The following is a 22,356-nucleotide window of genomic DNA, read 5'->3' on the forward strand; positions in this document are numbered from 1 at the left end:
GGAGGGGTTTGAATGGAAATTTTGGGTAAGGATGCTATGAAAACAATCAAGCGAGCCCTCACGGGCGTGCTGGCATGCAGCGGATTGCTCTTTGCCGGCGCTGCTCTGGCGGTCGGTGATAGCCCGGGCGGCCCCCGCGTCAACGAAATCAATTTTCAGCCGCCTGTCACGAAGATCGCCGAGGAGCTCTACGATCTCCACACGATGATGCTGATCCTGTGTACGGTGATCTTCGTCGGCGTGTTCGGCGTGATGTTCTATTCGATCTTCGCGCATCGCAAATCCAAAGGCCACAAGGCCGCCAATTTCCATGAAAGCACGACCGTCGAAATCATCTGGACGATCGTGCCGTTCATCATCGTCGTGCTGATGGCGCTGCCGGCCACGAAGGCCGTCGTCGCGATGAAGGACACGACCAACGCCGATCTCACGATCAAGGTCACCGGCTACCAGTGGAAGTGGGGCTACGACTACGTGAAGGGCCCGGGCGAGGGCATCAGCTTCCTGTCGACGCTCAGCACCCCGCGTGACGAAGTGATGGGCAAGAAGCCGATCACCGAGACGTACCTGCAGGAAGTCGACAACCCGCTCGTCGTGCCGGTCAACAAGAAGATCCGCATCATCACGACCGCGAACGACGTCGTTCACTCGTGGTACGTGCCCGCGTTCGGCGTGAAGCAGGATGCGATCCCCGGCTTCGTGCGCGACACGTGGTTCAAGGCCGACAAGGTCGGCACGTTCCGCGGCTTCTGTACCGAACTGTGCGGCAAGGAACACGCGTTCATGCCGGTCGTGGTCGTGGTGCTGTCGGACGACGACTACGCGAAGTGGGTGACCGCGCAGAAGGCCAAGCTGGCCAATGCTTCGGTCGATCCGAACAAGGTCTACACGATGGCCGAACTCGTCGCGCACGGCGAGGAAGTCTACAAGGCGAACTGCGCGGCCTGCCACCAGGTGAACGGCAAGGGCCTCGGCGCCTTCCCGGCGATGGACGGCAGCCAGATCGTGAACGGCCCGATCGCAGGTCACGTCGAGCGCGTGCTGCACGGCAAGGGTGCAATGCCGTCGTGGGCATCGCTGTCGGACCTCGACATCGCATCGGTCATCACGTACGAGCGCAATTCGTGGGGCAATCACAAGAACGACCTGCTGCAGCCGAAGCAAGTGGCTGACGCGCGCAACGGCAAGATGCCGGAAGACGCGGCAGGCGCGGCGGCCCCGGCCGAAGCGGCCTCGGCACCGGCGCAAGCCGCGTCGGGCGCGGAGGCAGCGTCGGCATCGGCTGCGCTGTCGACGATCTACTTCGAGACGGGCAAGAGCGTGCTGCCGGCCGACGCGAAAGCGGCGATCGCTGCAGCGGCCGACTATGCGAAGGCACATCCGGACGCGAAGCTCGCGCTGTCGGGTTTCACCGACAAGACGGGCTCGGCCGACGCGAATGCCGAACTCGCCAAGCATCGTGCACAGGCCGTGCGCGACGCGCTGAAGGCAGCAGGCGTGGCGGAAGACCACATTATTCTCAAAAAGCCGGAAACGATCACGGGCGGGGCTGACGCCAAGGAAGCCCGGCGTGTCGAGATCGGGCCGGCGGCTTGACGTGTCGCTGAGTTAGTCGACGTATTCGCATTAGGAGATTCTCATGTCTAGCATCGGGCACGACGTAGCCGCGGACCACGCGCACGACGACCACGCGCACGAAGCCCCGCACGGCTGGCGGCGCTGGCTGTTCGCCACCAACCACAAGGACATCGGTACGCTGTACCTGCTGTTCTCGTTCATCATGTTCCTGTCGGGCGGCGTGATGGCGCTCGCCATCCGTGCCGAGCTGTTCGAGCCGGGCCTGCAGATCATGCGTCCGGAGTTCTTCAACGAACTCACGACGATGCACGGCCTGATCATGGTGTTCGGCGCGATCATGCCGGCGTTCGTCGGCTTCGCGAACTGGATGATTCCGCTGCAGATCGGCGCGTCCGACATGGCGTTCGCGCGGATGAACAACTTCAGCTTCTGGCTGCTGCCGGTCGCGGCCGTGCTGCTGGTCGGTTCGTTCTTCGCGCCGGGCGGCGCGACGGCCGCCGGCTGGACGCTGTACGCACCGCTGTCGACGCAGATGGGCCCGGGCATGGACTTCGCGATCTTCGCGGTCCACATCATGGGTGCTTCGTCGATCATGGGCGGGATCAACATCGTCGTGACGATCCTGAACATGCGCGCACCGGGCATGACGCTGATGAAGATGCCGATGTTCGCATGGACCTGGCTGATCACCGCGTACCTGCTGATCGCCGTGATGCCGGTTCTGGCAGGCGCGATCACGATGGTGCTGTTCGACCGCCACTTCGGCACGTCGTTCTTCAACGCGGCAGGCGGCGGCGACCCGGTGATGTACCAGCACATCTTCTGGTTCTTCGGCCACCCCGAGGTGTACATCATGATTCTGCCGGCGTTCGGGATCGTGTCGCAGGTGATCCCGGCGTTCGCACGCAAGACGCTGTTCGGCTATAGCTCGATGGTGTACGCGACGGCTTCGATCGCGATCCTGTCGTTCATGGTCTGGGCGCACCACATGTTCGCAACGGGCATGCCGGTCACCGGCCAGCTGTTCTTCATGTACGCGACGATGCTGATCGCCGTGCCGACGGGTGTGAAGGTGTTCAACTGGCTCGCGACGATGTGGCGCGGCTCGATGACGTTCGAAACCCCGATGCTGTTCGCGATCGGCTTCCTGTTCGTGTTCACGTTCGGTGGTCTGACGGGCCTGATGCTGGCGATGGCGCCGCTCGACATCCAGTATCACGGCACCTACTTCGTGGTGGCGCACTTCCACTACGTGCTGGTGGCCGGTTCGCTATTCGCGCTGTTCGCGGGTTGGTACTACTGGGCGCCGAAGTGGACGGGCTGGATGTACAACGAGACGCGCGGCAAGATCCACTTCTGGGCGTCGATGATCTTCTTCAACCTGACGTTCTTCCCAATGCACTTCGTCGGTCTCGCGGGCATGCCGCGCCGCTATGCGGACTACCCGGCGCAGTTCACGGACTTCAACCAGGTAGCGACGATCGGTGCATTCGGCTTCGGCCTCGCGCAGGTGTACTTCCTGTTCGCGGTCGCGCTGCCGGCCTACCGTGGCGGCGGCGAGCTGGAAAAGGCGTCGGACAAGCCGTGGGATGGCGCGACGGGCCTCGAGTGGACGGTGCCGAGCCCGGCTCCCTTCCACACGTTCGAGCAACCGCCGCACGTCGAATAAGTTTCACTTGGCGTTCCGTCGCTGCCTGCCGTGCAGGCAGGCGCGGCGGGCGCCGAATCGAAGTTTCAGCGAAGTTTCAGATGAACCGGAATCCACAAGAAAGACGAACGCCCGAGCAGATTCGCGCGGGCAACAAGCGGCTCGGCCTCATCCTGCTCGTCATCGCCGCCGTTTTTTTTGTGGGTGTCGTGATCAAGCAGTGGTGGCTGTCCACTCACTGATGCAGCAACTGACGCAGTAGCGAGGAAGTAGTCGTATGTCGAAGCCGGAAGAGGGCGCCGTCGATCGCGCGTTCAATCGTTCGATGCTGATGAAGCTCTTCGTCGTGGCCGGACTGATGTTCGGCTTCGGCTTCGCGCTGATTCCGATGTATCGCGCGATTTGCCAGATCACCGGCATCAACAACCTGGTGCAGCGCGATGTCAGCGAACGCGAGGCGAAGAACTCGCAGGTCGACTACAGCCGCACGGTGTCGGTCGAGTTCGATGCGAATGCGCGCGGCCCGCTCGGGTTCAAGCCGGAGCACAACAGCCTCGACGTGCATCCGGGCGAGCTGACGACGATCGTGTACGACGTCACCAACGGGCAGGGCCGGCCGATGGTGGCGCAGGCGATTCCGAGCTACGCGCCGAAGCAGGCAACGGAATTCTTCAAGAAGATCGAGTGTTTTTGCTTCACGCAACAGACGCTGGCCGCGAACGAGTCGCGCAAGATGCCGGTGGTGTTCGTGATCGATCCGAAGCTGCCGAAGGACGTGAAGACGATCACGCTGTCGTACACGTTCTTCGAGCTGAACACGCCGGCCGCGCCGGCGCCGGCACCGCGCAAGACGGCGGCGCAGGGCGCGGCGAAGCCGGACGCATGACGACGGAGACGGGGCGGTGACAGAGACCAAGCGGAGCGGGTCGTTCGGCCAGGCGGTGAAAGCGGTGCTGTGGTCGTTCTTCGGGGTGCGCAAGCGGCGCGACCTGGAGGCCGACGCGACGCAGCTCAATCCGCTGCACGTGCTGATCGTCGCGTTGATCGCGGCCGGTGTGTTCATCGGCGTGCTGATCCTGATCGTGCGCGCGGTCGTGGGTTGAGGCCCGCGGCCACGAAAGAATGCAGTGCGTGGCGCCCGGGCGCTGCGTGCGGGAAAGAGCGGCGGCGGCACGCGCCGTGCAAGAAATAAAGCCGGAGCGGTTTCCGGTACACAAATTGGACTGAAGTGGAGAATCAAGCATGAGCGGTCAAAACCAGACCCCGTACTATTTCGTGCCGCATCCGTCGCAGCATCCGATCAGCGCGGCCATCGGCCTGCTGGTCATGCTCGCGTCGGTGGCGCTGTGGATCAACGGTCACGACTGGGCTCCGTACACGGCGCTGCTTGGCCTGCTGTGGTTGCTCTTCACGCTGTATCACTGGTTCGGCGACGCGATCGCCGAGTCGGAAGGCGGTCATTACGGCAAGAACGTCGACAAGTCTTACCGCTGGAGCATGAGCTGGTTCATTTTCTCGGAAGTCATGTTCTTCGGCGCATTCTTCGGCGCGCTGTTCTATGCGCGTGAAATCGCGCTGCACCAGCTCGGCAGCCTCGACTACAAGCTGATCTGGCCGGACTTTTCCGCCGTGTGGCCGAACGAAGGCCCCGCTGCCCTCGCCGGTCATTTCAAGACGATGGGCCCGTGGCCGATCCCGACGCTGAACACCGCATTCCTGCTGACGTCGGGTGCGACGCTGACGGTGTCGCACCACGCGCTGCGCGACGATCACCGCAACAAGGCGATCGCCTGGCTGGCCGCGACGCTCGTGCTCGGTGTCTGCTTCCTGTTCATGCAGGGCTTCGAGTACTACCACGCGTACAACGAACTGAACCTGACGCTGAACTCGGGCGTGTACGGCTCGACCTTCTTCCTGCTGACGGGCTTCCACGGCTTCCACGTGTTCCTCGGCGGCACGATGCTCGCGGTGGTGCTGGTGCGGATGATCCGCGGCCACTTCAAGCCCGATCACCACTTCGCATTCGAAGGCGCCGCATGGTACTGGCACTTCGTCGACGTCGTCTGGCTCGGCCTGTACGTCGTCGTCTACTGGCTGTAAATGCAGGAACGGCCCGCGCAGCGATGCGCGGGCCGTTTTCATTGGCGGGGACGGGGCAGCGGCTGGTTGCCTGCGCTCAACGCCAACCCGGCGCCGCCGCGACTTCGTCAGGCGGCGCTTTTGCTTGGTGGCGCCGTTGTGCGGCGAAATGTCACAGCGGTCGCGGCGGTCACGGTGACCGCCGGCACGAATGCATCAACGCCCGATCGGCAGGCCGGTCGAATGGATCCAGCCCATCCAGTTCGCGAACAGGATGAACAGGAACAGCGAGACCGACAGCCCGACGCGGGTGGCAAGCGACCACACCATGCGTTTCGTGTGGCCGCGGTCTTGCATCATGAAGTAGAGCGCCGAGCCCATGCTGGCGACGATGAGGACGAAGGCGATGGGAACGAGGATGTGCATGACGCGAACCGGACGACGGCAATTCGAAAGGAAGAGGATAATTATCGCACTTCGCTTTCGCGAATGCGTCTCGCGGGTGGCCCGATGAGGATCCGCTGGCTGCCTGCGCTGCTGATACTCGCCATCGTCGCGGTCACGATTCGCCTCGGGTTCTGGCAGCGCGACCGTGCGCATCAGAAGGAGGCGCTGCAGGCGAGCATCGTGCGCTACGAGCACGCGGTGCCCGTCGACGTCGGTGCGCAGCCGATTCCGCTCGCGTCGATCGAGTTCCATCGCGTGCGGGCCAGGGGTCGCTTCCTGCCGGAGCAAGCGGTGTTCCTCGACAATCGACCGTATAACGACCAGCCGGGTTTTTACGTCGTGATGCCGTTTAAACTCTCGGGCGGCGGCGTCGTGCTGGTGAACCGCGGCTGGCTGCCGCGCAACATCGCCGATCGCACGGCGATCGAGCCGTTTTCGACGCCGGATGGCGACATCGAGATCGAAGGCATCGCGCGGGCCGATGCGTCGCGCGCGTTCGAGCTTGGCGAAGGCGGCTCGGCCGCGCACCAGAAGATCCGGCAGAACCTGGACGTCGCCGCGTATGCGAAGGAAACGGGGCTGCCGCTGCAGCCGTTCGTGATCCAGCAGACGAGCGACGATGGCGACAAGCTCGTGCGCGACTGGCCGGCGGCGACGACCGGCGTCGAGCGCAATTACGGTTACATGTTTCAGTGGTGGGCCATGGCGGCTGCCGCGCTCGGTTTCGGCCTGTACGCCGCGCGGCGTGCGGCGAAGAAATCGGCCGGCGCGTGAGCGCCATGACAGGACGCGGCGCACGCGCCGCGGGTTCGTTTCGAGAGGTCTGATTTGTCCATGCAATCTTCCCGTCGGGGTCCGGCCTCAGCGCCGATTTCGCCCGCGGCCCGCAAGCGCGGCCGCTGGATGCTCGTGCTGCTGGGTCTCGTGTGCGCAGCACCGATCATCGCGTCGTACTTCACCTATTACGTGATCAAGCCGAAGGGCGGCTCGACCAACTACGGCACGCTGATCGAGCCGCAGCGGCCGATCCCGGCCGACCTGCAGGTGACCGACGAAGCCGGCAAGACGGTGCCGCTGTCGTCGCTGCGCGGCGTGTGGCTGTTCGTGATGACCGACCGCAGCGCGTGCGATGACGCCTGCGCGCAAAAGCTCTACTTCATGCGCCAGGTCCGCGTCACGCAGGCGGGCGAGCGGCACCGGATCACGATGGTATGGCTGCGCAGCGATGCGGGCGCGGTACCGCCGAAGGTGCTGGAGGCCTATCCGGACACGCGCCGGCTGGTCGCCGATCCGGCCGCGGTCGCCGCGTGGCTGCCGGCGGAAGCCGGCACCAAGGACAGCGACCACATCTACATGGTCGATCCGAACGGCAACCTGATGATGCGTTTCCCGAAGGACCCGAACCCCAGCAAGATCAAGGCGGACGTCACGAAGCTGCTGAAGTGGTCGAGCATCGGCTAAGGCGAGACGACGAGGCAACCATTCAATGTCGTATCTACTGCAACTCGGCCTGATCGGCCTCTGCATCGCGCTGCTGCCGCTGTCGTACGTGTGGGTCAAGGCCGACGACGACAAGTTCCGCAAGCTGGTGTGGATCACCACGTTCCTGACCCTCGATCTCGTGATGTTCGGCGGCTTCACGCGGCTGACCGATTCGGGCCTCGGCTGCCCGGACTGGCCCGGCTGCTACGGCACGTCGTCGCCGTTCATCGCGCACGCCGCGATCACGGCCGCGCACCAGGCGATGCCGACCGGCCCCGTCAGCATGACGAAGGCGTGGATCGAGATGATCCACCGTTATTTCGCGATGGCGATCGGCGTGCTGATCATCGCCCAGGTCGTGATTGCGTGGTCCGCGCGGTTGCGCCGCCGCCCGCTGCACGTGTCGCCGTGGTGGCCGACGAGCCTCTTGCTGCTGATCGTCGTGCAGGGCGTGTTCGGCGCGTGGACGGTCACGATGAAGCTGCAGCCGGTGATCGTTACGACGCACCTGCTGCTCGGCCTCACGCTGCTCGGCACGCTCGGCTGGCTCGCGGCGCGGCAGACGCCGCTGCCGTCGCATGACCCGAAGGCCGGCCGCTACCGCGCGGCCGCGCTCGCGGCGCTGGTGCTGCTGGTCGTGCAGATCGCGCTCGGCGGCTGGGTGAGCACCAACTACGCGGTGCTCGCGTGTACCGACTTCCCCACCTGCAACGGTCAGTGGATTCCGCCGATGAATTTCGAGCAGGGCTTCCATCTGTGGCGCGCGCTCGGCATGACGAAGGATGGCGACGCGATCACGCAGGACGCGCTGGTCGCGATCCACTGGACGCACCGCACGTTCGCGTTCGTCGTGGTCGCGTTCCTGGTCGCGTTCGCGCTGAAGATGCGCCGCTTCGAGTCGCTGCGCCGGCCCGCGAACGGCGTGCTGCTGGTGGTCCTGCTGCAGTTCCTGACGGGCCTGACCAACATCGTGCTGCAGTGGCCGCTGCCGGTCGCCGTCGCGCACAACGGCGGCGCCGCGATCCTGCTGCTGCTCGTCGTCATGTTAAACTTTCGCATCCTTTCAAGCCGCCCCGGCCGTGTCGCGCAGCCCGCGCGCGACGCCGCCCCGGCGTGACCGCCCCCATGCAAAGCACCCTTTCCCAATCGCCCGGTAGCCGGTTTTCTCAGTACATGGCGCTGACGAAGCCGCGTGTCACGCAGCTTGCGGTGTTCTGTGCGGTGATCGGCATGTTTCTCGCGACGCCGGGCATGGTGCCGTGGCATGTGCTGATCGGCGGCACCGTCGGCATCTGGCTGCTGGCCGGCGCGGCGTTCGCGATCAACTGCCTCGTCGAACAGAAGATCGACGCGATGATGCGGCGCACCGCATGGCGTCCGTCCGCGCGCGGCGAGATCACGACCCCGCAGATCCTGCTGTTCTCGGCCGTGCTCGGCAGTGTCGGCGCATGGACGCTCTATACGTTCACGAACCCGCTGACGATGTGGCTGACGATCGCCACCTTCGTCGGCTATGCGGTGATCTACACGCTGCTGCTCAAGCCGATGACGCCGCAGAACATCGTGATCGGCGGCGCATCGGGCGCGATGCCGCCGGCGCTCGGCTGGGCCGCGGTCACCGGCGCGGTGCCCGGCGATGCTTGGATCCTCGTGCTGATCATCTTCGTGTGGACGCCGCCGCATTTTTGGGTGCTCGCGCTGTATCGCCGCAAGGATTATGAAAACGCGGGCCTGCCGATGCTGCCCGTCACGCACGGCGAGAAATTCACGCGGCTGCACATCCTGCTGTACACGGTGATCCTGTTCGCGGTCACGCTGATGCCGTTCATCTCGGGGATGAGCGGGGCCGTCTACCTGACGAGCGCGGTGCTGCTCGGCGCGGTGTTCCTCGCGTATGCCTGGAAGATCCACCGCGACTATTCGGATGAACTCGCCCGCAAGGCTTTCCGCTACTCGATCGTCTATCTGTCGCTGCTGTTCGCCGCGCTGCTCGTCGATCACTATGCACGCCCGCTGCTCGGCGTGTAACCGCACGGTTTGAACGCAATGCTCCATTCATGGTTCGGGCGCCGCGCGCGCCAAGGCTGGATGCTCGCGTGCGCATTCGCGGCAGCCACGCTGCTCGCCGGCTGCGACAACGCGCCGAAGTTCCAGAATCTCGACATCACCGGCAACACGCAGTTCGGCAGCGATTTCTCGCTGCCCGACACGACGGGCAAGGTGCGCACGCTCGCCGACTTCAAGGGCCGTGCGGTCGTGATGTTCTTCGGATATACGCACTGCCCGGACGTGTGCCCGACGACGATGGCCGAACTGTCTGAAGCACTGAAGCAGCTCGGGCCCGACGCCGCGAAGCGCGTACAGGTGCTGTTCGTCACCGTCGATCCGGAGCGCGACACACCGGCGCTGCTCGGCCAGTACGTGCCCGCGTTCGATCCGTCGTTCATCGGCCTGCGGCCGGCCGATGAAGCGGCGCTCAAGAAGGTCACGAAGGATTTCCGCGTGTACTACGCGAAGGTGCCCGGCAAGACGCCCGGCAGCTACACGATGGATCACACCGCCGCGAGCTACGTGTTCGACCGCGACGGCAAGCTGCGCCTGTTCGTGCGCGACGGCCAGGGCCCCGGCCCGTGGGTTCACGACCTGAAGCTGCTGGTCGACTGAGCGGCGCGCGCCGCATGTTCGCCCGGGCGTTCGCCCGGCGAAACGCGTGACGGCCGCGATGCGCCGTCACGCATTCTTCCTGTTTCCCCTCGATCTGCATGCGCCGCCTCGCGAGGCGGCGTGCGTGCGCGCATTCGCGCGCCGGCGCGCGTTACGGCAGTGCCGGCACGTTGAAGCCCTGCGCGGCACGCGTGATCCGGAATTCCGTCACGCGATACGTCGCGAGCCCTTCGGTCACGAACGGATCGGTCTCGAGGATCGCGTCCAGTTCGTCGCGGTCGATGCGGGCCGCGAGGATCACGCCGCCTTCGCGCGGCACCTTCGGCCCCGCTGCGATGAAGATGCCGCGCTCGAACAGCGGCTGCAGATACGCACGATGGCGTTCGAGCGCATCGTCGATGCGCTCGAGCGACGCGTTGTAGTGGATGTCGATGACGTACATGGATGGCCCTGGAATGTCGCCGGCGCGTCGTGTGCCGGTCAGCCGGTCTTTTTAGCACAGCGGCTGTCCCGTGTCGTGCCGGCCGTCGTGCGTGTATTCAAGTTGTAAGTCTCGTTGCCGTAAATACGGAGGCAACCGTTTGCGCGCGACCGGCCGTTCGCGCGTATCGCGGGCATCGACTTCGACAACAAGGCACGCTGATGAGCAGAATGAGTTTGAATCGCAAGCTGTGGCTCGCGCTTGCGCTGGTATGGATCGGCTTGCTCGGCGTCGGCGCATGGAGCGCATACGAGACGCGCGCGACGATGCTCGCCGAACGCAAGGCAGGCATCGCCAACCTGGTCGACTCGGCGGCCGGCATCGTCAGCGCATATCACGCGCTCGCGCAGAGCGGCACGCTGTCCGAGGCCGACGCGAAGCGCGACGCGCTCGCGAGCGTGGCCGCGATGCGCTACGGCGAGTCGGGCTATGTGTTCGTGATGGATTCGAAACCCGTCGTGCTGATGCACCCGACGCTGCCGAAACTTGTCGGCACGCAGGTCGGCGACTATCTCGACCCGGACGGCAAGCCGCTGTTCGTCACGATCCTGAACGCCGCGAAGGCGACCGGCAGCGGCTTCGCCGAGTATCGCGGGCGGCTGCCGCACAGCGAGACCGCGGTGCCGAAGATCAGCTACGTCACGCACTTCGCGCCGTGGGACTGGAACATCTCGAGCGGCGTGTTCCTCAAGGACATCGATACCGTCTACTACCGGACGCTGTTCGGCCACCTCGCGGTCGTGTTCGCGATCGGCTTCGCGATCAGCGCGGCGATGCTCGTGATCATCCGCAACGTGCGCGGCAGCCTTGGCGGCGAGCCGGACGAAGCGGCCGCGCTGGCGACCCGCATCGCGCAGGGCGACCTCACGCGGCCGGTGCCGGTGCGCGCAGGCGACGACACGAGCATGATGGCGGCGATGCGCGACATGCAGGCGCGCCTGCAGGCGACGATCGGCGGAATCCGCCAGTCGGCCGAGTCGATTGCGTCGGCGAGCCGCGAGATCGCGTCCGGCAACGACGACCTGTCGCAGCGCACGGAGGAGCAGGCCGCGTCGCTCGAGGAAACGGCCGCGAGCATGGAGCAGCTGACCGCGACGGTGAAGCAGAACGCCGACAACGCGCGGCAGGCGAGCGGGCTCGCGAACAACGCATCGGAGATCGCGCGGGCGGGCAACGACGTCGTCAGTCGCGTGATCGGAACGATGGGCGAGATCGACGACAGCTCGCGCAAGATCGCCGACATCATCGGCGTGATCGAGGGCATTGCGTTCCAGACCAACATCCTCGCGCTGAACGCGGCGGTCGAGGCAGCGCGGGCCGGCGAGCAGGGGCGCGGCTTCGCGGTGGTCGCGGGCGAGGTGCGTTCGCTCGCGCAGCGCAGCGCGACGGCCGCGAAGGAGATCCGCGAACTGATCGTCGATTCGGTCGAGCGCGTGCGTAACGGCTCGACGCTGGTCGGCCAGGCCGGCACGACGATGGGCGAGATCCTGCAGGCGGTCGCGCGCGTGACCGACATCATGGGCGAGATCGCGGCGGCGTCCGAAGAGCAGGCGAGCGGCATCACGCAGGTTGGGCGCGCGGTCACACAGATGGATCAGGTCACGCAGCAGAACGCGGCGCTCGTCGAGGAGGCCAGCGCGGCCGCGGCGTCGCTGCAGGAGCAGGCCGGCCGGCTGCGCGACGCGATCAGCGCGTTCCGGGTCGCCGATGCCGGTGGCCGCGTGCATTGAGCGCAGCTAACGGCCTGATGGCGGCGTGGTAGCGGCCTGGTCGCGCATCGTTCGCCAGCACCGCTGCGGTGCATACCCATATGAGCGGGATGTATTTCACTTCCGGCCGATCCTGTGACACCATTTGCCCCTTCCTGCGAGTTCGGGGATACCCGTATCGCGCCCCATTTTCAGTTAGCAAGAAAGCGAGAAACAGATGAAGCGTCGCAGTCTCCTGAAGGTATTTTCCGTGCTGGCCACCGGTGCCGCGCTGACGCTGTCGGCGGGCGCGCACGCCGAAGACAAGGTCATCAAGGTCGGCACGGTCGCCGGCCCGGATGCGGAAGTGTGGCAGGTCGTGCAGAAGGTCGCGAAGGAGAAGGAAGGCCTGAACGTGAAGGTCATCGAGTTCAACGACTACGTGCAGCCGAACGCGGCGCTCGATGCGGGCGACCTCGACGCGAACAGCTTCCAGCACCAGCCCTACCTCGACAGCCAGGTGAAGCAGCGCGGCTACAAGATCGTCAGCGCGGGCCTGACCTACATCTCGCCGATCGGCGTGTACTCGAAGAAGTTCAAGGCGCTGAAGGACCTGCCGCAAGGCGCGAAGCTCGCGGTGCCGAACGATCCGTCGAACGAGAACCGCGCGCTGCTGCTGCTGCAGACGCAAGGCGTGATCAAGCTGAAGGCCGGCGCCGGCACGGGCGGCAACAACGCGACGGTGCTCGACATCGCCGAGAATCCGAAGAAGCTGAAGATCTCCGAGCTCGACGCCGCGCAACTGCCGCGCGTGCTGTCGGATGTCGACGCCGCCGTGATCAACACGAACTACGCGCTCGCCGCGAACCTGCAGCCGACCAAGGACGCGATCGCGCTCGAATCGCTGACGAGCCCGTATGCGAACCTGATCGCCGTGCGCGCGAAGGACAAGGATCAGCCGTGGGTGAAGAAGCTGGTCAAGGCGTACCAGTCGCCGGAAGTGCGGGAATTCATCAAGAAGCAGTTCAAGGGCTCGATGGTCGCGTCGTTCTGAACGCCGCACACCGGTCGGACAGCTGAAACGAAAGGGCCTGCCTCGCGCGGGCCCTTTTTCATTGGCGCGGCCGCAGATCATTGCGCGGCGCCCGGCGTTCAGCGCTGGCTCACATCTCGCCGCGCCGCGAGCAGATCGCCATGATCTGCTGGATCGCGTAGTTGTCGCGCACGCCCGGCAGCGACTGCACGACACACTCGTGAAAGCGCCGCTCGCGCGGCAGCAGCATCGCGTTGTTGCGGTACAGCGCGTCGCACGAGCGCTGGATCAGTTGCGCGGCCGCGCCGTTGCGGCTCTCGCGCAGCGCACCCAGCATGCAGTCGTCGTATTGCGCATAGCCGTCGGTCAGCGCGAATGCCGCACCCGGCAGCGCCAGCGCGACGACCGCGCACGCGATCGCACGGATTCCCCGTTTCATGCACGCTCCGTTGGTGTGGATTGGGTCCGCGGACAGCATAACGTAAAGCTGTGAACGCGGCTGACGTGTTGCGCCGGGGCCGGCGCCAAGCGCCGCCGGCCGGGCTTCCCGAGCGTTTCGCAGCGGCTCGGCGGCCGCGTGTGCCGGCCGGACGCCCGAAAGCGCGAAGTCAGGTGGTGGTCTGCGGAAATGGTATCCTCGGGCGTTCGCCGCCGCGCGCCTTCCCGGGGCCCGCGCGGGGCCGCTGCCGCCCACACCGTCACCCGGTTGCGCGTGCTCGGCACCTGCATGACGGCGGCGGGAATCCATCATCCAGAACCGACACAAATACGGGGGAGACTCACCCATGAAGCGTTTCAAGATTTTCGCGATCCGTTCGATCACGGCCGGCGTCGCCGCATTCGCGCTCGCGGGCGCCGCGCACGCACAGACGGTCAAGGTGCTGTCGATCGTCGACCACCCGGCACTCGATGCGATCCGCGACGGCGTGCGCGCCGAACTGAAGGCGCAAGGCTACGGCGACGACAAGCTCAAGTGGGAATACCAGAGCGCGCAAGGCAACACGGGCACGGCCGCGCAGATCGCGCGCAAGTTCGTCGGCGACCAGCCCGACGTGATCGTCGCGATCGCGACGCCGGCCGCGCAGGCGGTGGTTGCATCGACGAAGAGCGTGCCGGTCGTCTATTCGGGGGTGACCGATCCGGTCGCAGCCCAGCTCGTGAAGGGCTGGGGCCCGTCGGGCACCAACGTGACGGGCGTCTCCGACAAGCTGCCGCTCGACCGTCAGGTCGCGCTGATCAAGCGCGTCGTGCCGAAGGCGAAGACGGTCGGCATGGTCTACAACCCGGGCGAGGCGAACTCGGTCGTGGTCGTGAAGGAGCTCAAGGAGATCCTCGCGAAGCAGGGGATGACGTTGAAGGAAGCGGCCGCGCCGCGCACCGTCGACATCGGCCCGGCCGCGAAGAGCCTGATCGGCAAGGTCGACGTGATCTACACGAACACCGACAACAACGTCGTGTCCGCATACGAAGCGCTCGTGAAGGTCGCGAACGAAGCGAAGATCCCGCTCGTCGCCGGCGACACCGACAGTGTGAAGCGCGGCGGCATCGCGGCGCTTGGCATCAACTACGGCGACCTCGGCCGGCAGACCGGCAAGGTCGTCGCGCGCATCCTGAAGGGCGAGAAGCCGGGCGCGATCGCGTCGGAAACGAGCAGCAACCTCGAGCTATTCGCGAACACGGGCGCGGCCGCGAAGCAGGGCGTGACACTGTCGCCGGATCTGCTCAAGGAAGCGAAGACGGTCATCAAGTAAGCCGCGGCCCGACCGCCGCGCTTGCGGGCCCGATCCGGGCCCGAACGAAACCGCCGGACGGGCGGCTCCCACCCGGGGCCGCCCATCCGCTTCGCCCGGCCGTACACGTGAGGCCGGGAAGCAACAGGATTTCCCCATCATGTCTCTGTTCTCGTTTCTGGGCGCGCTGGAGATCGGCCTGATCTTCAGTCTCGTCGCCCTCGGGGTGCTGATCTCGTTTCGCATCCTCAACTTCCCCGACCTGACCGTCGACGGCAGCTTTCCGCTCGGCGGCGCCGTCGCCGCGACGCTGATCTCCGCCGGCCACGACCCGTTCACGTCGACGGTGCTCGCGATCGTCGCGGGCGCGCTGGCCGGCTTCGTCACCGGCTGGCTCAACGTGCGTCTGAAGATCATGGACCTGCTCGCCAGCATCCTGATGATGATCGCGCTCTATTCGGTGAACCTGCGGATCATGGGCCGGCCGAACGTGCCGCTCATCACCGAGCCGACGATCTTCACCGTGCTGCAGCCCGACTGGATGCCCGACTACGTGCTGCGCCCGGCGCTGCTCGCGATCGTCGTCGTGGTCGCGAAGCTCGGCCTCGACTGGTTCTTCTCGTCGCAGCTCGGCCTCGCGATGCGCGCGACCGGCGCGAACCCGCGGATGGCGCGCGCACAGGGCATCGCGACGGGCCGCGCGACGCTCGCCGGGATGGCGCTGTCGAACGCGCTCGTCGCGCTCGCCGGTGCGCTGTTCGCGCAGACGCAGGGCGGCGCCGACATCTCGATGGGGATCGGCACGATCGTGATCGGGCTGGCCGCGGTGATCATCGGCGAGACGCTGCTGCCCGCGCGCCGGCTCGTGCTGACGACGCTCGCGGTCGTGCTCGGTGCGATCGTCTATCGCTTCTTCATCGCGCTCGCGCTGAACAGCGAATTCATCGGCCTGAAAGCGCAGGACCTGAACCTCGTGACGGCTGCGCTCGTCACGATCGCGCTGGTGCTGCCGGCGACGCGCAAGAAGCTGTTCGCGCGCAAGAACGGAGGGGCCTGACATGTTGTCCGCACAAGACCTGAAACTCACGTTCAATCCCGGCACGCCGATCGAGACGCGTGCGCTGCGCGGGCTGTCGCTCGAGATTCCCGACGGCCAGTTCGTCGCGGTGATCGGCTCGAACGGCGCCGGCAAGTCGACCTTCCTCAATGCGGTCAGCGGCGACCAGCGCGTCGATTCGGGACGCATCGCGATCGACGGCACGGATGTCACGCGCCAGCCCGCGTGGGACCGCGCGCACCTCGTCGCGCGCGTGTTCCAGGATCCGATGGCCGGCACCTGCGAGGCGCTGACGATCGAGGAGAACATGGCGCTCGCGACGGCGCGCGGCGTGCGGCGCGGCTTCCGGGCCGCGCTCGACCGTCCGTCGCGCGAGCTGTTCCGCGACAAGCTGCGTCTGCTGAACCTCGGTCTCGAGAACCGGCTGACCGACCGGATCGGGCTGCTGTCGGGCGGCCAGCGGCAGGCGGTGAGCCTGTTGATGGCGTCGCTGCGGCCGTCGCGGATCCTGCTGCTCGACGAGCACACGGCCGCGCTCGACCCCAAGACGGCCGCGTTCGTGCTGGAACTGACCGCGCGCATCGTCGCCGAAAGCAAGCTGACGACGATGATGGTCACGCACAGCATGCGGCAGGCGCTCGACTACGGCGACCGCACGGTGATGCTGCACCAGGGGCAGGTCGTGCTCGACGTGTCGGGCGACCAGCGCCGCGGGCTCGACGTGCCGGACCTGCTGCAGATGTTCGAGAAGGTGCGGCACGAGCAGCTCGACGACGACGCGTTGCTGCTCGGCTGACGCGCGGCGGGCGGGCCGGCGCGGTGCGAGGTGCTGCATCGTGCCGGTTTGCGTGAGGGTTGGCATGCCGATCCGGCCGGGCGATTCGGCGCGCGTGCGCCGCATCGGGCCGGATGGTTGGGGCGGGCGTTCGGGCGGCGCGATCCGGCCACGCCCGATCCGGCGCGCCGTAGCATGACGGGGCGCGCCGGCTTTCTCCCCGTTTTTTGCTCCGACAAAAGCCGGTTTCGCACCGGCGCTGTGCGATGCGAGCGCATTGCCATATACTGTATATCCATACAGTTGTGGGTGGCGTCATGCTCGCATCCTCCATTTCTCCCGAATCCCTTCATCCATCGCTCTGGCGTGGCTCGCAGCTCGCGCGCGGCGGTCTGCGCACGATCGACACCGGCTTTGCGCAGCTGTCCGCCGAGCTGCCGGGCGGCGGCTGGCCGGTCGGCGGGCTCGTCGAGTTGCTGGCCGCGCAGCCGGGCTGCGGCGAGATGCGGCTGCTTGCACCCGCGCTCGCGCGCACCGTCAGCGCGCGGCGTCCGCTCGCGCTCGTCGCGCCGCCGCAAGCGCCGCATGCGACCGCGCTCGCCAGTCTCGGCGTGCCGGCCGACGCGTTGCTGTGGCTGCGCGCCGGCAGCCGCACGGATGCGTTATGGGCCGCCGAACAGGCGCTCAAGACCGGCTGTTGCGGCGCGCTGCTGCTCTGGCAGGACGCGCGGCCCGATGCACTGCGGCGCCTGCATCTCGCGGCCGCGCGCACGGGCGACACGCTGTTCGTGATGCTGCGCCCGCTGTCGGCCGCGCGGCAGCCGTCGCCGGCCGTGCTGCGCGTCGCGCTGTATCCCGTGCCGGGCGGCGTGTCGCTCGACATCGTCAAGCGTCGCGGGCCTGCGAGCGGCGAGCCGCTCGTGCTCGACCTGCCGTCGCCCATCGTGGAGAGCCGCTATGCGCGTCTTGCTCGGCATCCATCTGCCGCGCCTGCCGCTCGACGTGTGCGCCCCGCAGCCGTCTGACGCAGCGGCCGGCGGCGTCGGCTGCGCGGTGCTCGAGCAAGGCGTCGTGTTGATCGCCGATGCAGCCGCGCGCCGGCAAGGCGTGCGCGCGGGCATGAAGCGCGGCGGCGTGCTGACGCTCGCGCCCGAGACGCAACTCGTCGAACGCGATCCCGCGCGCGAGGCCGATGCGCTGCGCGCGGTCGCGCTCGCATTGCTGCGCTTCTCGCCGTGCGTCGCGCTCGACGACGAAGCGACGCTGATCGTCGACGTCGGTCCGAGCCTGCGCCTGTTCGGCGGCTTGCCGTCGCTGTGCCGCCAGGTGCGCGCGACGCTCGCGGCGCTCGATTATGCGGCGCGCCTGTCCGCCGCGCCGACCGGGCGCGGTGCGTGGCTGCTCGCGCGTGTCTCGGCCCGCGCGCGGATCCGGCGCCGGTTGGCCGCCCCTGCGTCGCTGGTTCGCGCGCTCGATGGGCTGCCGTGCGCGTTGCTGCCCGACGCGCGCCCGTATGCGGGCTGGTTCGACGGCCTCGGTTGCCGCACCCTCGCCGATCTGCGCGGCTTGCCGCGCGCGGGGTTGCAGCGCCGCTGCGGCCCGGCGCTGCTCGCCGCACTCGATCGCGCGTACGGCGATGCGGTCGAGCCGCTTGCGTGGATGGCGGTGCCGCCCGTGTTCGACGTGCGGCTCGAATTGCCGGAGCGCGTCGAATACGCGGAAGCCGTGCTGTTCGCCGCGCGGCGGCTCGTCGTGCAGCTCTGCGGGTGGCTGGCCGCGCGGCAGCTGTCGCTGGCCGCGATGACGTTCGATCTCGAGCACGAGCGCGGCCGTCAGGCCGTGCCGCCGACACCGCTCGAACTCGCGTTCGCCGCGCCCGTGCGCGACGAGACGCACTTCATGCGGCTGCTCGGCGAGCGGCTCGCGCGCGTCGAATTGCCGGCCGCGGTGATCGCGGTGCGGCTGAAGGCCACGCGCGTCGAATCGGTCGCGCCGCCGGCCGACGATCTCTTTCCCGAGCCGGGCGGCACGCGCGAGACGCGCGCGCGGCTGTTCGAACTGCTGATCGCACGGCTCGGCGCGGAGAACGTGCTGCGCGCGGCGCCGGTTGCCGATCACCGGCCCGAGGCCGCGAACCGCTGGCTGCCGCTCGATGCGCAAGCAGGCAAGCCGGCCGCTGGTCCGCCGGCCGTGCCGCCGCGCCCCGCATGGCTGCTGGCCGAGCCGCAGCCGCTCCTGATGCGCGAGAACCGGCCGGTGTTCCATACGCCGCTCAGGATGATGTCGTCGGCCGAGCGGATCGAAGCCGGGTGGTTCGACGGGCAACTGGCCGCACGCGATTACTACGTCGCGCAAGACGAGGTCGGTGCGTGCTACTGGGTATTCAAGGAACGGGCGGGGAGCGAGTCCGAGCCGCGCTGGTTCCTGCACGGCCTGTTCGGGTGAGCCGTCATGATTGCAGAATTCAGCTGGCTGCCCGATTACGCGGAGTTGTTCTGCCGATCGAACTTTTCGTTCCTGCATGGCGCGTCGCATGCGGACGAGCTGGTCGAGCGCGCGGCCGAACTCGGCTATCGCGGGATCGCGATCACCGACGAATGCTCGCTCGCAGGTGCGCCGCGCATGCATGTCGCGGCGAAGGCGAAAGGGCTGCCGCTCGTCATCGGTTCGTATTTCGAAGTCACGCCGGGTGAAGTCGCGCCCGGCCACGACCCGGGCCCCGGCGCGTTCGGGCTCGTGTTGCTTGCGCAGAACCGCGAGGGTTACGGCAATCTTTCCGAGCTGATCTCGTGGCGGCGGATGGCAGCGCCGAAGGGCACTTACAAGCTGACGTCGCGGATGCTGTCGGCGCCGCCTGCCGAGTTTGCCCACTTGCGCGGCATGCCCGACTGCTTCGCGATTCTCGTGCCCACGTATCCGGTGCGTGCTGATGTACTCGATGCGCAGGTCGCGTGGTTTCGCGCGACGTTCGGCGAACGGGCGCGGCTCGGGCTCGTGCAGTTGCAGCGCGCGCTGGACGGTGCGCAGCGCGAGGAGATTCGTGCGGCCGGCGCGCGGCGCGGCGTGCGTATCGTCGCGCTTGGCGATGTGACGATGCACCGGCGTTCATGCAAGCCGCTGCAGGACGTGATGACGGCGATCCGCGTCGGGATGCCGGTTTCAGAGTGCGGCTATGCGCTCGCGCCGAATGCGGAACAGCATCTGCGTTCGCGACAGCGGATCGGGCAACTGTACTCGCCGGAGGAGATCGCGGAGACGTGCGCGATTCTCGATGCTTGTCTTTTCGAACTCGATTCGCTGCGCTACGAGTATCCCGACGAGATCGTGCCGAAGGGGCTGACGCCGACGCGCTATCTGGAACAGGAAACCTTCGCGGGGGCAGCGGGGCGTTATCCGCAAGGCATTCCGGAGAAGGTCGAGAAGCAGATCCGCCATGAACTCGACCTGATCGCGAGGTTGAGCTACGAACCGTTCTTCCTGACCGTCTACGACATCGTCAAATACGCGCGCAGCCAGAACATCCTGTGCCAGGGCCGGGGCTCGGCGGCAAACTCGGTCGTCTGCTACTGCCTCGGCATCACCGAGGTCGATCCCGACCAGAGCACGATGCTGTTCGAGCGCTTCATCAGCGAGGAGCGCGGCGAGCCGCCGGATATCGACGTCGACTTCGAGCATCAGCGCCGGGAAGAGGTCATTCAGCATATCTACGAAAAATACGGCAAGGATCGCGCAGCACTCGCGGCGGCGGTCTCGACGTATCGCCCGCGCGGCGTGCTGCGCGAAACCGGCAAGGCGCTCGGTGTCGATCCGATGCTGATCGATCGCGTCGCGAAAGGGCATCGCTGGTTCGACGGCAGCCGCGACCTGCTGCAGCAATTCGCGACGACCGGCCTCGACCCGGCTACGCCGATCATTCGCGCATGGGCCGAACTCGCGGGGCGCTTGCTCAACTTTCCGCGCCACCTGTCGCAGCATTCGGGCGGCTTCGTGATCAGCAGCGGCAAGCTCACGCGGCTCGTGCCGGTCGAGAACGCGGCGATGGACGGGCGGCGCGTGATTCAATGGGACAAGGACGATCTCGAGGCGCTCGGGCTGATGAAGGTCGACGTGCTCGCGCTCGGCATGCTGTCGGCGCTGCATCGCGCGTTCGACATGCGCACCGCATGGCGCGGGCCGCCGGAGCCGGGTGGTGAGCCGTTTACGCTGAAGCATATTCCGCAGGACGACGAACCAACCTACGACATGATCTGCCGCGCCGATACGGTCGGCGTGTTCCAGATCGAATCGCGTGCGCAGATGTCGATGCTGCCGCGGTTGAGACCGCGCAACTACTACGATCTCGTCGTCCAGGTGTCGATCGTGCGGCCCGGTCCGATTCAAGGCGGCGCGGTGCATCCGTATCTGAAGCGGCGCAGGATCATGGCCGGCGAAGAGGAGGGTGAGGTCACGTATCCGAGCGATGCGCTCAAGGAAGTGCTCGAACGCACGCTCGGCGTGCCGATTTTCCAGGAACAGGTGATGCAGATCGCGATCGTCGCGGCAGGCTTCACGCCTGGCGAGGCCGACGAGTTGCGCCGGGCAATGGCCGCGTGGAAACGCAAGGGCAACCTCGAGAAGTATTACGACAAGATCGTCGACGGGATGCTCGAACGCAACTACACACGCGAATTCGCGGAGCAGATCTTCGAGCAGATCAAGGGCTTCGGCGAATACGGTTTCCCCGAGAGCCATGCGGCCAGTTTCGCGAAACTCGCCTATGCGAGCAGTTGGCTCAAATGCCACGAACCGGCGATCTTCCTCGCCGCGCTGCTGAACAGCCAGCCGATGGGTTTCTATCCGCCGTCGCAACTCGTGCAGGACGCGAAGCGTCATCGCGTGAAGGTGCTGCCGATCGACGTGACGCAAAGCAACTGGGAAGCCTCGCTCGAAGCGCTGCCCGGCCAGCCGCCGCCGCATGGTCAGCCCGCGGTGCGGCTCGGCCTGTCGCTCGTGCGCGGCCTCGGCGAGGCTGCCGCGCGGCGCATCGAGGCCGCGCGCGCGGCCGGCCCGTTCGAGAACGTCGACGCGCTCGCGCGCCGCGCGCAGCTCGAACGACGCGATCTCGAAGCGCTCGCCGCCGCGAACGCGCTCGCGACGCTCGCCGGCCATCGCCGCGATGCACTGTGGCAGGCCGTCGCCGCGGCACCGGAGCGCGACCTGCTCGCCGCCGCGCCGATCGACGAAACGGAGCAGCCCGTGCTCGGCGCGCCGTCGGAAGCCGACGACATCCTTGCCGACTATCACACCACCGGCCTCACGCTGAACCGCCACCCGGTCGCGCTGCTGCGGCCCGCGTTGCGCGCGCAGCGGCTGTCGTCCGCGGCCGAGTTGCGCGACCGTCCCGATGGCCGGCTCGCGCGCGCGTGCGGGCTCGTGACCGCACGGCAGATGCCAGGCACCGCGAAGGGCGTGATGTTCATGACGCTCGAGGACGAGACGGGCTGCGTGAACGTGATCGTGCGGCCCGAGCTGCTCGCGCGGCAGCGCCGCGAAACGCTCGATTCGCGACTGCTCGCGGCATCGGGCGTATGGCAGGTCGTCAGCGACGTGAGGCACCTCGTCGCGCAGCATTTCGAGGATCTGACGCCGCTGCTCGGCGGGCTGCGCACGTCGAGCCGCGAGTTCCACTGACACGGCGCGCCGGCACGCCGCCCG

Annotated in this window: 22 protein-coding genes; 19 read left to right on the plus strand and 3 right to left on the minus strand. The window is 67.0% G+C overall.

The window, feature by feature from the left end:
- Nucleotides 1-12: 12 nt before the first annotated feature.
- From coxB to WS66_RS14815, 6 genes are all read left to right on the plus strand, one after another.
- A complete protein-coding gene (gene coxB / locus WS66_RS14795) occupies nucleotides 13-1,596 on the plus strand; it encodes a cytochrome c oxidase subunit II (protein ID WP_059599868.1) in 1,584 nt (527 codons plus the stop codon).
- A gap of 43 nt (nucleotides 1,597-1,639) precedes the next feature.
- On the plus strand, nucleotides 1,640-3,247 hold the full coding sequence (gene ctaD / locus WS66_RS14800; RefSeq protein ID WP_059599869.1) for a cytochrome c oxidase subunit I: 1,608 nt from the start codon (nucleotides 1,640-1,642) through the stop codon (nucleotides 3,245-3,247).
- An 80-nt stretch (nucleotides 3,248-3,327) separates the two neighbouring features.
- Nucleotides 3,328-3,468 carry a cytochrome oxidase small assembly protein gene (locus WS66_RS34070; RefSeq protein WP_006760728.1) on the plus strand — a complete coding sequence of 47 codons (141 nt, stop codon included), beginning with the start codon at nucleotides 3,328-3,330 and terminating at the stop codon, nucleotides 3,466-3,468.
- A 35-nt stretch (nucleotides 3,469-3,503) separates the two neighbouring features.
- Nucleotides 3,504-4,112, plus strand: a complete 609-nt coding sequence (locus tag WS66_RS14805) for a cytochrome c oxidase assembly protein (RefSeq protein WP_059511915.1) — start codon at nucleotides 3,504-3,506, stop codon at nucleotides 4,110-4,112.
- Nucleotides 4,113-4,128: 16 nt separating this feature from the next.
- A complete protein-coding gene (locus WS66_RS14810) occupies nucleotides 4,129-4,329 on the plus strand; it encodes a DUF2970 domain-containing protein (protein ID WP_059599870.1) in 201 nt (66 codons plus the stop codon).
- A gap of 139 nt (nucleotides 4,330-4,468) precedes the next feature.
- Nucleotides 4,469-5,326 (plus strand): cytochrome c oxidase subunit 3, encoded by an 858-nt coding sequence (locus tag WS66_RS14815; protein WP_059599871.1) that lies wholly within the window; start codon nucleotides 4,469-4,471, stop codon nucleotides 5,324-5,326.
- Between the two features lie 195 nt (nucleotides 5,327-5,521).
- On the opposite strand, the gene WS66_RS14820 is transcribed toward WS66_RS14815, so the two are convergent.
- The gene (locus WS66_RS14820; RefSeq protein WP_059599872.1) at nucleotides 5,522-5,731 is read right to left on the minus strand and encodes a twin transmembrane helix small protein; all 210 of its coding nucleotides are present in this window, start codon (nucleotides 5,729-5,731) and stop codon (nucleotides 5,522-5,524) included.
- A gap of 84 nt (nucleotides 5,732-5,815) precedes the next feature.
- On the opposite strand from WS66_RS14820, the gene WS66_RS14825 reads away from it, so the two are divergent.
- Genes WS66_RS14825 through WS66_RS14845 form a run of 5 tightly spaced genes read left to right on the plus strand, consistent with a single transcriptional unit; the run spans nucleotide 5,816 to nucleotide 9,898 of the window.
- Nucleotides 5,816-6,526: an SURF1 family protein gene (locus tag WS66_RS14825; protein ID WP_059599899.1), complete on the plus strand. Its 711-nt coding sequence runs from the start codon at nucleotides 5,816-5,818 to the stop codon at nucleotides 6,524-6,526.
- 60 nt (nucleotides 6,527-6,586) lie between these two features.
- Nucleotides 6,587-7,213 (plus strand): SCO family protein, encoded by a 627-nt coding sequence (locus WS66_RS14830; RefSeq protein ID WP_059599873.1) that lies wholly within the window; start codon nucleotides 6,587-6,589, stop codon nucleotides 7,211-7,213.
- Between the two features lie 25 nt (nucleotides 7,214-7,238).
- Nucleotides 7,239-8,351 carry a COX15/CtaA family protein gene (locus tag WS66_RS14835; protein ID WP_059599874.1) on the plus strand — a complete coding sequence of 371 codons (1,113 nt, stop codon included), beginning with the start codon at nucleotides 7,239-7,241 and terminating at the stop codon, nucleotides 8,349-8,351.
- Nucleotides 8,352-8,359: 8 nt separating this feature from the next.
- On the plus strand, nucleotides 8,360-9,262 hold the full coding sequence (gene cyoE, locus WS66_RS14840) for a heme o synthase (RefSeq protein WP_006477738.1): 903 nt from the start codon (nucleotides 8,360-8,362) through the stop codon (nucleotides 9,260-9,262).
- 18 nt (nucleotides 9,263-9,280) lie between these two features.
- The gene (locus WS66_RS14845) at nucleotides 9,281-9,898 is read left to right on the plus strand and encodes an SCO family protein (protein WP_059599875.1); all 618 of its coding nucleotides are present in this window, start codon (nucleotides 9,281-9,283) and stop codon (nucleotides 9,896-9,898) included.
- 151 nt (nucleotides 9,899-10,049) lie between these two features.
- Here WS66_RS14845 and WS66_RS14850 read toward each other — a convergent pair whose 3' ends face one another.
- Nucleotides 10,050-10,340, minus strand: a complete 291-nt coding sequence (locus WS66_RS14850; protein WP_044848209.1) for a YciI family protein — start codon at nucleotides 10,338-10,340, stop codon at nucleotides 10,050-10,052.
- 200 nt (nucleotides 10,341-10,540) lie between these two features.
- On the opposite strand from WS66_RS14850, the gene WS66_RS14855 reads away from it, so the two are divergent.
- Nucleotides 10,541-12,109, plus strand: a complete 1,569-nt coding sequence (locus WS66_RS14855) for a methyl-accepting chemotaxis protein (protein WP_059599876.1) — start codon at nucleotides 10,541-10,543, stop codon at nucleotides 12,107-12,109.
- 196 nt (nucleotides 12,110-12,305) lie between these two features.
- Nucleotides 12,306-13,121, plus strand: coding sequence for a MetQ/NlpA family ABC transporter substrate-binding protein (locus tag WS66_RS14860; RefSeq protein WP_059599877.1), 816 nt, complete (start codon nucleotides 12,306-12,308; stop codon nucleotides 13,119-13,121).
- Between the two features lie 109 nt (nucleotides 13,122-13,230).
- On the opposite strand, the gene WS66_RS14865 is transcribed toward WS66_RS14860, so the two are convergent.
- On the minus strand, nucleotides 13,231-13,539 hold the full coding sequence (locus WS66_RS14865) for a VF_A0006 family four-cysteine protein (protein ID WP_059599878.1): 309 nt from the start codon (nucleotides 13,537-13,539) through the stop codon (nucleotides 13,231-13,233).
- Nucleotides 13,540-13,885: 346 nt separating this feature from the next.
- Here WS66_RS14865 and WS66_RS14870 point away from each other — a divergent pair, with 346 nt between their 5' ends.
- The 6 genes from WS66_RS14870 (at nucleotide 13,886) to WS66_RS14895 (ending at nucleotide 22,332) form a co-directional block, all read left to right on the plus strand.
- A complete protein-coding gene (locus WS66_RS14870; protein ID WP_059464458.1) occupies nucleotides 13,886-14,851 on the plus strand; it encodes an ABC transporter substrate-binding protein in 966 nt (321 codons plus the stop codon).
- Between the two features lie 139 nt (nucleotides 14,852-14,990).
- Entirely contained in the window at nucleotides 14,991-15,887 is an 897-nt protein-coding gene (locus WS66_RS14875) for an ABC transporter permease (protein WP_059599879.1), read from the plus strand.
- A 1-nt stretch (nucleotide 15,888) separates the two neighbouring features.
- Complete coding sequence (locus WS66_RS14880) at nucleotides 15,889-16,683, plus strand: ABC transporter ATP-binding protein (RefSeq protein ID WP_059599880.1); 795 nt, start codon at nucleotides 15,889-15,891, stop codon at nucleotides 16,681-16,683.
- Nucleotides 16,684-16,979: 296 nt separating this feature from the next.
- Nucleotides 16,980-17,687 carry a translesion DNA synthesis-associated protein ImuA gene (gene imuA, locus WS66_RS14885; RefSeq protein ID WP_059599881.1) on the plus strand — a complete coding sequence of 236 codons (708 nt, stop codon included), beginning with the start codon at nucleotides 16,980-16,982 and terminating at the stop codon, nucleotides 17,685-17,687.
- Entirely contained in the window at nucleotides 17,620-19,107 is a 1,488-nt protein-coding gene (locus WS66_RS14890; RefSeq protein ID WP_059599882.1) for a Y-family DNA polymerase, read from the plus strand. The genes imuA and WS66_RS14890 overlap by 68 nt, the downstream gene beginning before the upstream one ends.
- A gap of 6 nt (nucleotides 19,108-19,113) precedes the next feature.
- A complete protein-coding gene (locus WS66_RS14895) occupies nucleotides 19,114-22,332 on the plus strand; it encodes an error-prone DNA polymerase (RefSeq protein WP_059599883.1) in 3,219 nt (1,072 codons plus the stop codon).
- Nucleotides 22,333-22,356: the final 24 nt, after the last annotated feature.

It is taken from the genome of Burkholderia sp. LA-2-3-30-S1-D2, from assembly GCF_001523915.2.
Taxonomy (GTDB): Bacteria; Pseudomonadota; Gammaproteobacteria; order Burkholderiales; family Burkholderiaceae; genus Burkholderia; species Burkholderia diffusa.